Raw genomic sequence first — 16,026 nt, 5'->3', positions numbered from 1 at the left:
GTATGAAGTCTGAAATAGAAGCGAAACCGGAAGGAAGCATATGGAGTGATGACCAGTGGCGCGCCATCGCTGAGAGCGGTGATGATATTCTCGTTGCCGCGGCGGCAGGTTCCGGTAAGACAGCGGTACTTGTAGAACGGATTATTCGCAAAATCAGCAAGGAAGAGAATGTCTTTAGCGTAGATAGATTGCTAGTAGCTACGTTTACCAAAGCTGCTGCTGCCGAGATGCGCCAGCGGATTAGGGAAGCACTAGATCGGGAGCTTGAGGAGAATGGAGAGAATGACCATTTACGCCGTCAGCTGTCGTTGCTCGGGAAAGCCTCGATTACAACACTACACTCCTTCTGTCTGGAAGTGATCCGGCGTTACTATCAGATTATTCCTATAGATCCTGGTTTCCGTATCCTGAACGAACATGAAGCAGAGATGATGCGGCAGGAGCTGCTTCAAGAGCTGCTGGAGGAAAAATACGGTGAAGTAGGTGAAGATGGCGCGGATAGTGTATTTGTACAGCTTGCTGACTGGTTCAGTGGTGAACGAAGCGATGATGCGGTACATGCGCTCATACAGCGACTGCATGATTATGCCCGCAGCCATCCTTGGCCAGAGCAGTGGCTTCGTGATACCGCAGCTGATTTCTCATTACCAGACACAGATAGCTTAGGTGGAACTCCTTGGGTGCTAAGTATTCTTGAAGAAGCGAAGCTGACCCTTGCGGGTGCAGCCAGTCAGCTTATCCAAGGCCGGGAGATCGCGCTACAGCCGGGTGGTCCGGCGCCTTATGCCGAGAATTTGACGACTGACCTTGAGATGGTAAATGCATTGCAGGAGGCTGTGAATGAACGGCCATGGGCAGAATTATATGATATTTTCATGGAAGTATACTTTGGAAAATTGAAAGCTTGTAAGAAGGATTCGACAGATCCTGGACTGCAGGAAATGGTTAAAGAACTGCGCGATAGTGTGAAGAAGAGTATTTTAGATCTTCAGAAGGCATTGTTTGGCCGTCCTGCAGATGTTTTTTTGAGAGAACTGAACGAGGCGGCTCCTCTTATGGCAGAGCTTGCTGAGACGGTGATAGCGTTCGGTGAACGTTATCGAATCGAAAAAGCAGGACGGGGTCTCGTTGACTTTAGTGATTTGGAGCATTATTGTCTGCAAATTTTGCGCCATCCTGATTCTCTACCAGGCCATTCCCTGCCTTCTGATGCAGCGATGGAGTACCGTGCTCAATTCGATGAGGTTCTGTTAGATGAATATCAGGATACGAATAGTGTGCAAGAAGAGATTGTGCGGCTTATCTCCCGCGAAACACCTGGTAACCGATTTATGGTCGGAGATATGAAGCAAAGTATTTATCGGTTCCGTCTGGCAGAGCCGGGGCTGTTCCTGGATAAATACCGTAGCTTTGGCTCTAAGAATGCCGGAGGTGGCAGCAATACAGTTGGCGAATCCGAGTTAAGCGAGTTATCTGAGAAGCCTAATGAATCGTCCGGCGGTTCGGTTATCGATCTAGCCCGTAATTTCCGTAGTCGTATGGAGGTTGTAAATGCCGTAAATATGATTTTTCGGCAGATTATGAACGAGACAGTGGCGGAGATTAATTATGACGAACGTGCTGAGCTTGTGTATGGAGCGAATTTCCCGGGTGCAGCAGAGAAGGGGCCAGATACTTTTTTTGCACCAGAGCTATTATTGATCGATCGCGGAGCGGCAGCAGGTAAAGTAGAAGAGACTGAGGACAGTGAGACTCCACTTCAGGAAAGCGAAGCTATTGAGAGTGAGACTGCGCAACTGGAAGCACGGGCGATTGCTCGCCGCATTTTACAGATGACTGGCCTGAATGGCGGAGCTCCGCTACTGATTTATGATAAAGGGCTTAAGATTATGCGCCCAGTGATTTATGGTGATATCGTGATTTTGCTTCGTTCGGCGAGAATATGGACCCCTTTAATTATTGAAGAGCTTCGGATGGAGGGAATCCCTGCTTACGGGGATCTGAATAAAGGCTATTTTGAAGCTACAGAAGTAGAAATTGCACTCTCACTCTTAAAAATAGTCGATAATCCTCAGCAGGATATTCCACTCGCTGGTGTGCTTCGTTCACCTGTTGTTGGTTTAACTGAAGAGGAACTGGCTAAAGTTCGGATGTACAGCCATGGTTCTTTCTATCGTGCTGTACAAATGGCAGCAAACATGCAAGATGCAAACGAAGCTGAGGAAGAATACGATCTTTTCTCGGCTCATGTGATAGAAACAGCAAGTGCAGCGGAAGAGAAAGTTACCTCAGATAATAATGATGAAGTCATTAATGAGGTGGAATCTGGAAGTGGAGCTTTACCGCAAATCAGCCTAAAGCTGAAGCAAAAGCTTAAGAATTTTCTAGAACGGCTTGAAAGCTGGAGAGATGCGGCTAGACAAGGCAGTCTCAGTGAGCTGATCTGGCGTATTTATGGTGAGAGTGGCTATCTGGAATGGGTTGGAGGCTTGCCTGGTGGCTCACAGCGACAGAACAATCTTAAAGCTTTGTATGATCGGGCTGTTCAATTTGAGAATGATACTGCGGCGCGTGGGTTGTTCCGTTTTCTGGTGTTCATTTCACGGCTTCGTGAGAATGGCGGAGATCTTGGTGTAGCTGGTAGTGGCGGTGAAGAGGGCAATGGGGTCAGAATTATGACCATCCATAAATCCAAAGGCTTGGAATTCCCTGTTGTTTTTATAGCGGGCATGGCGAAGCAGTTTAATCGACAGGATTTGCATTCTCCTTTCCTGATGCACAAAGAGCTTGGCTTCGGGCCACGTTTTGTGGAGCGGGAAACACGGGTCAGCTACCCAACGCTTCCTTATTTGGCTATTAATCGTCGTACACGACTTGAATTATTGGCTGAGGAAATGCGGGTATTATATGTAGCTTTAACTCGTCCGAGAGATAAGATGATTCTAGTCGGTACCGTAAGAGATTTACCACGGAAAATTGCTAGCTGGAGCAGTGTGCAGAATCGGGATGAGCTACTGCTTGCTGATCATTTACTAGCCCGGGGTCGCAGCTATCTGGACTGGGTTGGACCGGCATTGATCCGGCATCCGGCGGCGGCTATTCTTCGGAAGCTAGGCGGCTCTGAAGGTACCGTCTCGACAGTGCTGCACAGCGATGTCTCGAACTGGAGCATCAGTGTGCAGAATGCTTCCGAACTGAATTCCGGGGCGTTCCTTCCTTCGGATGACTCAGAGGACAAAGCAGAAGAACGTCAATCTGTACTCAAGGCGCTGCAAAAAGGTGAATCTGTAAGCGTCTATGGATCAGTGAATAGCGATGAAATTGCTAGAAGACTAGAATGGCCTTATCCGTTTGCGGCTGCCTCTGGTATTCCGGCCAAAACCTCTGTTACAGAGTTAAAATCTTTGTTGTCGATGCAGGACCAGCCTTCTTATGATCTTCTAGAGGAAGGTGGCTATCCTGTCACCTCAACAGAAAACAATAAACGCACAGATGTGGCAGGAGCAGACAGTCTGCACTTGCGGCGTCCGAAATTTATGGAAAAGCGCAGTCTAACCCCAGCGGAGCGCGGGACAGCCTTCCATACGGTTATGCAGCATATTCCGCTGGAGGGTTCTGTTGATCCTAAAGTTGTGGAAGAAACATTAGCCCGTTTGCAGAGATTAGCTATTCTTACTGCTGAGCAGGTGGAGGCGGTAGCCCCTGATCAGATAGAGACTTTTTATGCGAATGAACTTGGTCGTAGATTAATAGATTCTTCTTGGAAGCTTAGAGAAATGCCATTCAGTTATATGCTTCCCGCAGGCGAGGCTTATATAGGGCTCGATTATATGAATAAAGCCGTCTCAGAGCTAAGCCATGGAAATAATAATGAAGGCTTTAGTGAAGGAGTGCTGATCCAAGGGGTGATTGACTGCCTGTTCCGCGAGGAGGACCGGATTATTTTGTTAGACTATAAGACGGACTCTGTTTTAGAACATCAGGGTGGGTTAGAAGCGCTTAAGGAAAAATATCGTTTTCAGCTAGAGTTATACAGCAAGGCATTACATGATATTTTGGGAGAACCGATCAGCGAGATTTGGCTGTACTTTTTTGACGGCGGACATGCTGTGAAATTATAAATCTATTCATTACCGCATAGGAGCGGGGAAAGAGGACGAAGATGCGGATATTGCACACGGGAGATTGGCACCTCGGCCGAACGCTGGAAGGAAGAAGCCGGCAGAAGGAGCAAGAGCAGTTCATAGATGAATTGGTGGAGATCGCCGATTTTCATAAAGTGGATTTGATAATGATGGCGGGAGATGTGTACGATTCCGTTAATCCACCAGCGGCTTCAGAACAACTATTCTATGAGGCTGCCGCAAGGCTGACTTCAGGGGGCAGGCCCCTTGTTGTGATCGCCGGAAATCATGATCAACCGGAGCGCGTATCTTCAGTTTCACCGCTTGTACTAAGGCAGGGGATTACATTAGTGGGGCTTCCTACCTCAGAGCCAGTGACTGTTCATGCTGCACGCACGGGTGAGATCGCCAAAATCGCAGCTCTTCCTTATCCCTCCGAGGCGCGTCTCGGTGAACTGCTTGCAGGAGATAGCGGAGAAGAGGAGCTTCGACTGGCTTATAGTGCACGGGTTGGCAAGCTCATGCAGCTGTTGGGACGGGAATTCACGCCGCAGACTGTAAATTTGGCGATGAGCCATATTTATGTGCTTGGTGGTGTGGAAAGTGATTCGGAACGTCCAATTCAAGTGGGCGGAGCGTATACCGTTGATCCTTCTGCTTTGGCTTGTGGAGCGCAATATACTGCACTAGGTCATCTTCATCGCGCACAACGTGTCAAAGGGGAAGGAATGATCCGTTACAGCGGATCTCCGCTGGCATACAGTTTTTCTGAAGCAGGACAGGCTAAATCGGTGACGCTTATTGATGTTGCGCCGGGTGGCGAGCCAACCTTTGAAGAGATTTATCTTCGCTGTGGGCGTCCGCTTGTAAGATGGAGCTCCACTGGTGGATTGCAGGAGGTATATAACTGGCTGGATGAAGGTAGAGATGCTTCTGCTTTTATAGATTTGGAGATTCGGCTTAGTGAAGCCATGTCGATGAATGATATTCAGCGCCTGCGCAAATCACGCGAGGGGATCATTCATATTCGTCCAATCTACCCGCAAATGGAGATGGAGCTCGAACAAACTGCCCGTTCACGAATGCCGGTGCAAGAATTGTTCCGTAAATTCTATCAGCGTCAGACAGGTGGAGCAGAACCGGAGGATAGCTTGATAGAGCTGTTCTTACAGCTAACCGAAGAAGAACGGCGTCAGCCGGAGGAAGGAGAGGAGAACTAAGGTGAAGCCTATTCTATTAAAAGTAGCAGGATTACAGAGTTATAGAGAAATGCAAGAAATAGATTTTGAAAGTCTGTGTGAGACGGGTCTGTTTGGGATTTTTGGACCTACGGGCAGCGGCAAGTCTAGCTTGCTGGATGCTATTACTTTGGCGATGTACGGGAAAGTGGAACGTGCCGTTAATGGAACACAGGGGATTATGAACCACTCTGAAGATTCACTCAGCGTGGCGTTTACCTTTGAGCTCACTTCTTCCGTGGGGGCACATCGTTATCGTGTTGAAAGGAAGTTCAAGCGGACTGGTGAACAAACTGTCAGCAACACGATTAGCCGTTTCATTGAAATCACACCTGACGGTGATAATGTTATGGCGGATAAGCTCGCAGATGTTACACGCTGTGTGGAGGAGCATATCGGTCTAAAAATGGATGACTTCACGCGAGCGGTTGTATTGCCGCAGGGGAAATTTGCCGAATTCTTATCACTTCGTGGCGTAGATCGTCGGCAAATGCTGCAACGCCTGTTTCATCTGGAACAGTATGGCGATCAGCTTGCGATTAAGCTTAGTCGCCGGGTGAAGGAGAATGAGGCTGCGCTCCGCGCGCTGGAAGCGGAGCAGCAGGGTCTTGGCAGCGCAGGCAAAGGGGATGTAGAGGCAGCGGCGGAGCGCCTCGAGCAGTCCACCCTTTATGCTGCGGAATGCCGCCGCAAGCTGGAGGCGGCGCTGCAGGTCTCGGAGCGTTTCGCGCGTATACGCGAGCTCCAAGAGGAACGGACCCGCCGCGAGTTGCAGCGGCAGGGGCTGCTCGCCAAGGAGGAGGAGATTCTCCTCCTTGAACAGAAGCTCGGCCAAGCTGACGAGGCCGAGGCAAGGCTTCCCGCGCTGAAAGCATGGCGAAGCGCGGAAGAAGCCTTTAAGAGCCGATTGGCCCGCGCGGAGGGCCAAGAGGTGCTGGCCGCCGCTGCCGAGCAGGAGGTGGCGCGTGCCGCTGCCGTCGCGGCTGCTGCGCAGGCCGCGCTTGCGGCGGAAGAGCCGGCCCTCCGGGAGGGGGCCGGCATCTACCGCCGCGCGCTCGAGCTCGAGTCCGAGCTCGGCGGCCTGCGGCGCGAACTCGCGGCTCTGCGCGAGCGCCGCGAAGAGGCCTCCCGCAAGCTGGCGGAGCTGCGGGAGGGCATGGCCCGGGAGCGTGAGCTTTTGGCCAAGGGCCAAAAGCGCCAGCAAGAGCTGCAGCAGAGCTTGCAGCCGCTCGGTGTCCGCTCCCAGGAGCGGCAGTCTCTGCAAGAAGCGATGCAGAGACTGCAAGGGCTGCACTCCGCCGAATCCCAGTGGGATAAGGCGGAGAAGGAGCGCCGCGAGCGTGCCGCTGCACTCGCGGCTGCGCAGGCGCGACTCGCGGAGGCCGAGGGCCGTCGTGAGCTGCAGGAAGCTGCTCGCGGGCAACTGATCCGCGAGGCGGCGCTGCATCAAGAGAAGCTGCTGGCGACAGAAGAAGCTGCGCGCGCCGCAGCGGAGCGCCTGGAGCAACATGTCAGCACTTTGGAAGCGGCTATGAAGGATCAAGAGCTTCACAGATTATCGTTAGCACTAGCTAAGGAGCTGGAAGAAGGACAACCCTGCCCTGTATGCGGCAGCGAGCATCATCCTTCACCTGCATTATTGCAGGATAGCTTAGAGCAACAAGAACTGGAAATGAAGCTTCAGCAAGTCCGAACATTGTCTAGACGGGCTTTGGAAGCTCGTCATCTGTTCCGTGGTCTTCGTGAACAGGATCAAGTATGGCTGGAGCAGGTATTTGGAAATGAAGTCATCGAAGCGGCAAATCACCCTGCAGCTGCAGGTTCAGAAGTAAGTAGTGCAGTTACTTCCACCGATTTAATCATTCCAGATGAAAAAGCCTTGGCAGAACTTGAAGCTGCACATTTGGGATTAAAAGGACAGTCAGGTGAAGTACGCCGAACTGCGGTACAGTGGCAGCAATCGATGCAGGAGGTCCAGCAGCTGTGCCTCAAAGAAGCGGCAGCTGTCGCAGGTGAACGGAGCTGGGTAGAAGGAATTGCTGCCAAAGCTGAGGAACTCAGCGCCCAGCTAACGGCTCTACGGCAGAATTGGACACAGCAGTTACCGGATCTGGCACCTGGAGAAGTGGAACAAGCTTACCGTGATCTGTTAGCTAAGGATGCACAAGCTGAAGAAATTAGATCTCGACTTGATATCAGTGTCAAGTTTCTGGAGGAGAAAAGTGCTTCAGTGCAGAACCTTCAAGAGACCATAACGGGGCTGGATAAAGAGCTGGCTCAGTGGATCACACAGATCGAAGGCAAGGAAGAATTGCAGCGTGAAAAAGAACAGCGTCTACTGGAGTGGACGAATGGTCGTGCTGCTGCTCCTCTTCTAGCGGAATGTGAAGGACGTATGCAGGAATTGTTAACTGCTCTGGAGACAAGCAAGCAGTCACATCTCGCAGCGGCGGAGAAGGCTCAGCATGAGGTTAAGGAAGCAGCGATTACTCGCCAGGCTGCGGAATCTGCGCGTGAACATTACGTAGCAGCTACCAGTCATTGGGAACAAAGCTTGGCTTCTTCACCGTTTAGTTCAGCCACCGAGGTTGAAGGAGCAGCGCTCACATCCGAAGCAAGGGAAATGGCTTATTCCCGCGTACGTGCTCATCGTGCCGAAGAAGCTGAGGTCTCGTTGCAACTGCGTAATATTGAAGAGAAGCTTAACGGAGCCAGCTTAAGTGAAGAAGAATGGCAAGAAAGTCAGGGGATCTTAAGAGAAAGCAAGGCTGAGGATGAAGTATCTCTTCAGTCAAGAGCACGTGCAGAGCGTGATCTGGAGGACCTGCGGCATCGACATATTCGCTGGATGGAGCTCGAAGCTAAACGGATTGAGCACGCTTCTATGCAAGATCAACTCTCCAAACTACAGACGGTCTTACGTGGGAACGCCTTTGTTGAGTACATTGCTGAGGAACAATTGATGCAGGTGTGTCAGTCCGCTTCCCAGCGGCTTCGATTCCTGAGTAAGCAGCGTTATGCATTAGAGGTTGATTCGGGTGGCGGCTTTGTGATCCGTGATGACGGGAACGGCGGGGTGAGAAGACCTGTCTCAACCCTATCTGGTGGAGAGACCTTCTTAACATCCCTTTCGCTGGCACTTGCGCTTTCAACTCAGATCCAGCTGCGTGGGCAATATCCGTTACAATTTTTCTTCTTAGATGAAGGGTTTGGTACTCTCGACCCAGAACTGCTGGATACAGTGATTACTTCACTTGAAAGGTTGCATAATGACCAGCTGTCTGTCGGTATTATCAGCCACGTTCCAGAGCTTCGTGCAAGGTTACCGCGCAAGCTGGTGGTAGTTCCTGCTGAACAAGGTGGAGGGGGATCTCGTATCCTTTTGGAAAAAATGTGAAGCATTTTAAACTGTGTGATCGATATCACAGATACAGCATCAACGCGCTGTTATAATACAGCTAAGCCGACATTACTTTAGAAACACCTCGGCGGACGTATGACCGGGAATGTACTCCTTTTCATACGTCCGCCGCCGAATCAGCTTTATAAGCTGTGAAGGGTGTTTCTCTTTTTTTTGCCTTTTTAGGCCCTACGGGTATATATATAGCTCAACTTCATTTGTAAACGGATTTCATTCTGTAATAGATACAGTTTTAGAGTGTGGATGTTGAATCTTCTAGCGTCTTTCGTAATTGGTGATTATCCTGTATGATTATCTTATGATGAAGTGGAATTTCACCAATTTTTAGGAGGCAAGCACTCTATGGAGACCGTGTTTAGCAAAATTATTGAGGGTACTATTCCTTCCAAAAAAGTATTTGAGAACGAACGTATTCTTGCATTCTACGACATCGAGCCGGCTGCACCGGTACATGTGTTGATCATTCCAAAGAAGTTCATTGCTTCCATGAATGATGTCACACCTGAGGATCTTCCGCTAATTGCAGAAATTCACAGTGTAGCGCAACAGATCGCTATCGACCTTGGGATTGCCGAATCTGGTTATCGTTTGATCAATAATTGTGGTCCAGATAGTGGACAAGCTGTGCCTCATCTTCATTATCACTTGCTTGGTGGGGCCAAGCTGGGAGCTCTCACAGGAAACTCAGCTTCTCACGCATAGTACAATCATTAAATGTTGAAGAACTTGCCAGAAAAAAAGAATAACACGAAGGTTGACACCCTATTTCCGTTTGACCTATAATGGAATTTGATAAACCGTGTTATGCTCTTGGACGGTATGGTCGGAGGGAGGGGAAACTGTGTCTGAAACGAAAGTTCGCAAAAACGAGACAATTGATGCTGCACTTCGTCGCTTTAAACGTTCCATCGCAAAAGATGGTGTCTTGGCTGAGGTGAAGAAACGCAAACATTACGAAAAGCCAAGCGTTAAGAAAAAGCTGAAGTCTGAGGCTGCTCGTAAGAGAAAGTTTTAGGAGGATTACCCACGCATGAATCTTAGCGAGAGATTGAACGAAGATATGAAGCAAGCGATGAAGAGTAAGGACAAGTTCACGCTCTCCACGATTCGAATGGTTCGTTCTACAATAAAGTATCTTGAAATAGATTTGAAGAGAACATTGGACGACAACGAAGTGCTTGATATCCTTAGTCGTGAAATCAAACAGCGCAAAGATGCCCTCCAAGAATTTGAATCAGCGGGTCGCGACGAGCTTGCCGCGAGTACGAAGGCAGAAATCGAGATTATTATTAAGTATCTTCCCGAGCAACTTTCCGAAGAAGAAATTAAAGCAATTGTACAGCAGACCATCCAGGAAACCGGTGCTTCTTCGAAAAGCGAAATGGGTAAGGTCATGAGCGCACTGATGCCTAAGGTCAAAGGTCGCGCCGATGGTAAACTCGTGAACCAAGCGGTTCAGCAATTTCTGCAATAATATAGCGCCAGCACCCCTTGTAAAAGGGGTGCTTTTCTTTGTTTTGAAACGTAATTACGCTTACAACGTAATATAGTTTATGTGTCCCGGGTCAAGTTGAAGAAGGGAGGTAAAAACATTGAAAAGATTACGGAAAATTATGTTAGCCAGCATTCCAGTTGTTTTACTGCTACTGCTCTTAACGCCGTTTATCCCGAATGTCAGCGCTGATGTAACAGTACCAAAAGCACCGAATGCTGCGAATGGTGAGATGAAGAAAGGCCCTGTGTTTATTATTCCGGTTGATCAGAAAATTGAAAGAGGTCTGCAAAGCTTTTTGGAAAGAGGGTTCGCAGAAGCTGCTAATTATGGAGCGGTTCTAATTGTACTGGAGGTGGATACACCGGGTGGACTGGTGAGTTCAGCAGAACAGATTGGGACGATGGTAAGAGATAGTGACATACCTACGGCTGCTTTTATTAAAGGTGATGCCGCTTCCGCAGGCAGTTACATAGCACTTAACGCAGGTGCAATCATCATGAAGCCGGGCAGCATGATCGGTTCTGCATCTCTAGTAGATAGTAGCGGCCAGAAAGTAGATGACGCGAAGATGGTCTCCTACTGGAAATCAAAAATGATTGGAGCCGCTGCTCTAAATGAGCGTGATCCTGATATTGCTGCGGGAATGGTCGATAGTAATTTGGTTGTGGATAAGCCAGATCTTGGCGTATCTAAAGCGCAGGGCGAAATTATTGCCTTGTCTAGTGACGAAGCTTTAAAAGCTGGTTATGCTGATCAAATTACAACCACTCCAGAAGAGGCGATTACTTGGTTAGGTTATACTACAGATGACATTTTTCGTGTGGAGCATACGGGTGCCGAGAAAATGTCGCAATTTCTGACGAATCCGATTATTATGACGATTTTGCTATTCATCGGGATCACAGGCATTGTGATTGAGTTGATCGTTCCGGGCTTCGGTGCACCTGGGATTATTGGGACATTAGCCTTTGTTTTATATTTTTTCGGAAATTCTGTAGCAGGGTTTGCCGGATCAGAGACTTGGCTTTTGTTCATAATCGGACTTGTCATGCTTGTGCTGGAGCTATTCGTGCCGAGCTTTGGGATATTGGGGATACTTGGTTCCGTGAGTCTTGTGGCAGGTGTCGTACGCGCAGCATACAGCTTCACACATGCATTGTTTAGTCTCGGTATCGCATTCGCGGCTGCAACAGTAGTCATTGTGATTGTGGCTGTCGCATTTAAAGAACGTGGAATTTGGAATAGGTTTATTTTAAAGGATACGCTCTCTAAAGATCAGGGATTTGTACCTGTTGAAGAAAAGTTAAGCTTAGTTGGAGCTATAGGAAACAGTATTACTCCACTTCGTCCATCCGGAACGGCTATGATTGGCGGCGAGCGAGTAGATGTCGTTACTGAAGGCAGCTTTATTAGCGTTAATGCACCGGTCTCTGTTGTAAAAGTTGAGGGCGGACGGATTGTGGTGAAGGAAATTAAGGAATAAGGTAAAAGATAAAGGGTATGGCGAATAGTAGCTCCACAATAATTTACTGGAGGTTGTAAAGTTATGGAAGCATCTTTAATTACTTTTTTGTTGATTGCGGTAGTCGTAGTCATTTTGTTGAGTGTCTTTTTAAGCTTCTTCCCGGTCATGCTCTGGATTTCTGCACTGGCGTCAGGGGTTAGGATTAGTATTATTACCCTAGTAGCGATGAGACTGCGTCGTGTAACACCAAGTCGAATCGTTAATCCAATGATTAAAGCGACTAAGGCAGGTCTTGGACTGAATATTAATCAACTGGAGAGCCACTATCTCGCAGGTGGTAACGTAGACCGGGTGGTTAATGCGCTTATTGCAGCACAACGTGCAGATATTCCTTTGGAATTTACACGCGCAGCGGCTATTGATCTTGCAGGACGCGATGTGCTTCAGGCTGTGCAAATGAGCGTTAACCCTCGTGTAATTGAAACACCAGTTGTTGCGGCTGTCGCTAAAAACGGGATTGAAGTTAAGGTAAAAGCACGTGTAACTGTACGTGCCAATATCGACCGTCTCGTGGGTGGTGCGGGTGAAGAAACAATCATTGCCCGTGTTGGTGAAGGGATTGTAACGACAGTAGGTTCAAGTGATTCACATAAAGATGTCTTGGAAAACCCGGATTTGATTTCTCGGACGGTATTGTCGAAAGGTCTGGATTCAGGTACTGCTTTTGAGATCCTCTCTATTGATATTGCGGATATCGATGTAGGCAAGAACATCGGTGCGTATCTTCAAACCGAACAAGCAGAAGCGGATAAACGTATTGCACAAGCTAAGGCAGAAGAACGCAGAGCAATGGCTGTCGCTCATGAGCAAGAGATGAAAGCGCGTGTAGTTGAGATGAAGGCGCTGGTTGTGGAAGCTGAATCTCAGGTGCCTATGGCGATGGCTGAGGCACTCAGAAATGGTCAAATCGGTGTGATGGACTACATGAACATCAAAAATATCGAGGCAGATACCCAAATGCGCGGTTCCCTCGGCAAAATGAATGATCAGGACGATAATAACCGTCCTAACAATAATAAATAAAAGGGGATGTGAATCTCCATGAGCTGGATCTATATTGTTGCGGTTATTATCTTCGCGATTGTATCCAATGTGAACAAAGCTACGAAGAACAAACCCAAAGGTACTACACGCGGAGGGATGCCTACCTTTGGCGGAGGAGACGGGAATCCTCTCCACCGTAATAAGGATGTAGACGGGAACAGAGATCAGCCAGAACAGTCTGGTAGCGGGTTTCCTGCTCCTGTTACTACATCCTCCCGTGAGTATGACGCATCACCTGCCTTTCCAGAGCCTGCGTACATCCCGACACCAGATTATTCTACTGGAGAAGGTATGTCTTTGGAGCATGCTGATGACGGAGTTGAGTTACGCACACAAAGAATGCAGGAAGAGGTGCGGCGTCTTCAATCTGCTTTTGATGGAATAGCGGGAGCAGATCCCAGGTCGAAGAAGACGAAGAGTTCATCCCCTGATACAGATGTTCAGTCAAATAGAACAGGGAATAGGGATGAGCTGCGTAATGGTGTGGTTTGGGCGGAGATTCTAGGACCTCCGCGTGCTCGCCAGCCGCATTCCTCCCGAAGATCGTAATTTTCGCTCAAGTAAACAATTAAGCCTTAGCTTTCTTATCTTAACGATAGGAAAGCTGAGGCTTTTTTTATGTTTTTTATACTTGAAAGGTGCTCCTTTATGAGTTCTTCTCATAAACAAAAGCGTTGCCGCATAAGGTGTACAGAAGGCAGGAAGGGGGAGCGTCTACTTATGACCCGTATTGGCCGCAGGCTGCGGGGATGGACAAACGGGGTGTTGGATTTACCACAGGACTTACTACAGGAAATGCCCCGGATCACCCTGATCGGCAATAAGGAACTGTATATCGAGAATCATCGCGGCGTGCTGCATTTTTCCTCAGGCCAGCTTAAGCTCGCGTTAGCTAAAGGATCGCTTGAAATCATAGGCGAGGATCTTGTCATTCGCAATATTCTTGGTCAGGAGCTGGCGGTAGAAGGCATTATCGGAGAGATCAGATATAAAGAAAGCGAGGGGAAATCATGAAGGAACCACCTCTTTCATCACTGCGGGGATTCGTTACACTGCATGTGACGGGGCCTCAGGTGGAGAGATTCATTAATGTCATTTCTGAAGCAGGTATAGTGATTTGGGATGTGAGGCCCGCTGAGGGCGGCGCTTCCCTTAAGCTGCTTCTGAATGATTTTTATGTCCTCCGTCCGATTTTAAAGAAGACAGGCTGTCGGATGCACGTTACAGGAAGAAGCGGACTGCCTTTTTTGATGGCGCGGCTTTGGAAACGTAAATTTTTTGGCATGGGAATATTGATATTCGGGATTATGCTCTTTATGTTATCTACGATGGTATGGAGCATTAGAGTCGAGGGGAATGAAAAAATTGCCTCCGAGGATATATTGGCAGCTGCTCGCCAGGAGGGGGTGTATCCTTTTCAATGGATATGGCGTCTGGATGAGCCGGACAAGCTCTCTAAGGGGCTCCTGGCCCAATTACCCGGCGTTTCATGGATAGGGGTGCAGCGGACGGGGACGAGCATTAAAATTCAGGTGGTAGAATCTAAACAGCCGGATATCAAACCTCTGCTTAGTCAGCGGCATTTGATTAGCAGAACAGATGCGGTGGTAACTGAAATATATGCGGAGCAGGGCAGACCGGTTGTGGCGCGTAACTCACGGGTTAAAAAAGGGGATATCCTGATCTCGGGTGCTTTAGGCGACGAAGAGAATGTACAGTACGTGGTGGCTAAAGGTGAGGTTAAGGGTCTAGTGTGGCATGAATACAATATAGAGGTGCCTCTTACAACAACAAATAGCTCATATACAGGGGAGCGTAAAGATCGAACCTATCTGGTGCTTGGTAAATGGGCTATCCAGCTATGGGGTTATGGCGATTCTCCTTTTGAGAAATCACGAACACTTACTGAGCACGATCCGCTGTCCTGGCGGTCCATTAAGCTGCCGCTGGGCCTAATGACTGAGAAAGAAATGGAGATTAGTGAAACAAGTGAGACATTAACTCCAGAGGCTGGATTTGAAAAGGGAATAGAGCGAGCGAAGAATGATATTTTGGCGCGTTATGGCGTTGATAGCGTCATCAAAAGTCAAAAAGTTTTGCATGAGAAGAAAGAGAATGGTAAAGTTTATATGAAAGTGATCTTTGAAGTAGAAGAAAAAATTTCCGAAGAACTGCCAATAGTAAACAATTGAGGAGAATGAGGCTACTTGTCAGAACAGACTGCAAGCATTCGTATTACTTTGCAAAATGCGGGAGAAGCGCAATCGCTGTTCGGCCCGCAAGATGGATTCCTAAAAATCATCGAGAGTGAAATTCCTGCTATTATTGATTCCCGTGAAGCAGAGTTAACGATACGTGGTGCGGAGCGGGAAGTAGACATGCTGGGACAATTGTTTAATGTGTTGCTGTCCCTCATTCGGAGCGGTTACATACTTACTGAACGTGATGTGCAGTACGCTGTGGAGCTGGCGAAAGACTTTCGAGTCGATCAATTGCTCGATTTGTTCAAGGGAGAAATTACAACAACTTTTCGTGGAAAGCCTATCCGTGTCAAAACGATTGGCCAGAAGCATTATGTGACAACGATCAAGAAGCGTGATATTGTATTCGGAATCGGTCCTGCAGGAACGGGTAAGACCTACTTGGCGGTAGTGCTTGCAGTTACGGCACTAAAAGAAGGTTCTGTTAAGCGTATCATTCTTACGCGCCCAGCAGTAGAAGCAGGAGAGAGTCTAGGGTTCCTCCCAGGGGATTTGCAAGAAAAGGTAGATCCATACCTCCGTCCGTTATATGATGCCTTATACGACGTTATGGGGCCCGATCAGGTGGCTAAGGCACTTGAACGGGGATTGATTGAAATTGCTCCGCTCGCTTATATGCGTGGTCGTACGCTGGATGATTCATTTATTATTTTGGATGAAGCCCAGAATACAACGCCTGAGCAAATGAAAATGTTTTTAACTCGACTCGGCTTCGGCTCTAAAATGGTGATTACGGGTGACGTTACCCAGATTGACCTGCCTCGCGGCAAGAAATCCGGTTTGATTGAGGCTAAAGCGATTTTATCCGGCATAGAAGAACTCGGTTTTGTTTATTTTGCGGAGCAGGATGTAGTACGGCATTCCCTGGTGCAGAAAATTATCGTTGCCTATGACCGCTCTGCCGAAAACCTCCAATAA

General features: G+C 48.4%; 12 protein-coding genes. All 12 read left to right on the top strand.

All coding sequences use genetic code 11. The features are described 5' to 3' along the window. The first annotated feature begins 2 nt into the window (after nucleotides 1-2). The 12 genes from addA (at nucleotide 3) to MKY99_RS23340 (ending at nucleotide 16,026) form a co-directional block, all read left to right on the top strand. A complete protein-coding gene (gene addA, locus MKY99_RS23395; protein ID WP_339271765.1) occupies nucleotides 3-4,121 on the top strand; it encodes a helicase-exonuclease AddAB subunit AddA in 4,119 nt (1,372 codons plus the stop codon). A gap of 41 nt (nucleotides 4,122-4,162) precedes the next feature. Then, nucleotides 4,163-5,344 carry an exonuclease SbcCD subunit D gene (locus MKY99_RS23390; protein WP_339266598.1) on the top strand — a complete coding sequence of 394 codons (1,182 nt, stop codon included), beginning with the start codon at nucleotides 4,163-4,165 and terminating at the stop codon, nucleotides 5,342-5,344. A 1-nt stretch (nucleotide 5,345) separates the two neighbouring features. Continuing rightward, entirely contained in the window at nucleotides 5,346-8,759 is a 3,414-nt protein-coding gene (locus MKY99_RS23385) for an AAA family ATPase (RefSeq protein WP_339266596.1), read from the top strand. Nucleotides 8,760-9,125: 366 nt separating this feature from the next. Continuing rightward, nucleotides 9,126-9,485 (top strand): histidine triad nucleotide-binding protein, encoded by a 360-nt coding sequence (locus MKY99_RS23380; protein ID WP_042130338.1) that lies wholly within the window; start codon nucleotides 9,126-9,128, stop codon nucleotides 9,483-9,485. A 139-nt stretch (nucleotides 9,486-9,624) separates the two neighbouring features. Beyond that, nucleotides 9,625-9,798: a 30S ribosomal protein S21 gene (gene rpsU / locus MKY99_RS23375; RefSeq protein WP_036657994.1), complete on the top strand. Its 174-nt coding sequence runs from the start codon at nucleotides 9,625-9,627 to the stop codon at nucleotides 9,796-9,798. 15 nt (nucleotides 9,799-9,813) lie between these two features. Further along, on the top strand, nucleotides 9,814-10,257 hold the full coding sequence (locus MKY99_RS23370; RefSeq protein WP_042190953.1) for a GatB/YqeY domain-containing protein: 444 nt from the start codon (nucleotides 9,814-9,816) through the stop codon (nucleotides 10,255-10,257). Nucleotides 10,258-10,375: 118 nt separating this feature from the next. Further along, the gene (locus MKY99_RS23365; protein WP_256721658.1) at nucleotides 10,376-11,761 is read left to right on the top strand and encodes an NfeD family protein; all 1,386 of its coding nucleotides are present in this window, start codon (nucleotides 10,376-10,378) and stop codon (nucleotides 11,759-11,761) included. 63 nt (nucleotides 11,762-11,824) lie between these two features. Then, nucleotides 11,825-12,826: a flotillin-like protein FloA gene (floA, locus tag MKY99_RS23360; protein WP_042190951.1), complete on the top strand. Its 1,002-nt coding sequence runs from the start codon at nucleotides 11,825-11,827 to the stop codon at nucleotides 12,824-12,826. Nucleotides 12,827-12,844: 18 nt separating this feature from the next. Then, nucleotides 12,845-13,396: a hypothetical protein gene (locus MKY99_RS23355; RefSeq protein ID WP_076284785.1), complete on the top strand. Its 552-nt coding sequence runs from the start codon at nucleotides 12,845-12,847 to the stop codon at nucleotides 13,394-13,396. A 171-nt stretch (nucleotides 13,397-13,567) separates the two neighbouring features. Next, nucleotides 13,568-13,861 (top strand): sporulation protein YqfC, encoded by a 294-nt coding sequence (yqfC, locus tag MKY99_RS23350; protein ID WP_339266593.1) that lies wholly within the window; start codon nucleotides 13,568-13,570, stop codon nucleotides 13,859-13,861. Further along, complete coding sequence (gene yqfD, locus MKY99_RS23345) at nucleotides 13,858-15,039, top strand: sporulation protein YqfD (RefSeq protein ID WP_042190946.1); 1,182 nt, start codon at nucleotides 13,858-13,860, stop codon at nucleotides 15,037-15,039. The genes yqfC and yqfD overlap by 4 nt, the downstream gene beginning before the upstream one ends. 15 nt (nucleotides 15,040-15,054) lie before the next feature. After that, nucleotides 15,055-16,026: a PhoH family protein gene (locus tag MKY99_RS23340; protein ID WP_042190944.1), complete on the top strand. Its 972-nt coding sequence runs from the start codon at nucleotides 15,055-15,057 to the stop codon at nucleotides 16,024-16,026.

Origin of the sequence: Paenibacillus sp. FSL R5-0470 (genome assembly GCF_037975205.1) — a bacterium.
GTDB lineage: Bacteria > Bacillota > Bacilli > Paenibacillales > Paenibacillaceae > Paenibacillus_AQ.
This window is presented reverse-complemented; position numbering and strand designations above follow the sequence as displayed.

Bases quoted from the DNA above. Each gene is read 5' to 3' on its own strand.
- MKY99_RS23370 (WP_042190953.1), top strand. From the start codon at position 9,814: ATGAATCTTAGCGAGAGATTGAACGAAGATATGAAGCAAGCGATGAAG.
- yqfD (WP_042190946.1), top strand. From the start codon at position 13,858: ATGAAGGAACCACCTCTTTCATCACTGCGGGGATTCGTTACACTGCAT.
- MKY99_RS23380 (WP_042130338.1), top strand. From the start codon at position 9,126: ATGGAGACCGTGTTTAGCAAAATTATTGAGGGTACTATTCCTTCCAAA.
- floA (WP_042190951.1), top strand. From the start codon at position 11,825: ATGGAAGCATCTTTAATTACTTTTTTGTTGATTGCGGTAGTCGTAGTC.
- MKY99_RS23390 (WP_339266598.1), top strand. From the start codon at position 4,163: ATGCGGATATTGCACACGGGAGATTGGCACCTCGGCCGAACGCTGGAA.
- addA (WP_339271765.1), top strand. From the start codon at position 3: ATGAAGTCTGAAATAGAAGCGAAACCGGAAGGAAGCATATGGAGTGAT.
- yqfC (WP_339266593.1), top strand. From the start codon at position 13,568: ATGACCCGTATTGGCCGCAGGCTGCGGGGATGGACAAACGGGGTGTTG.
- MKY99_RS23355 (WP_076284785.1), top strand. From the start codon at position 12,845: ATGAGCTGGATCTATATTGTTGCGGTTATTATCTTCGCGATTGTATCC.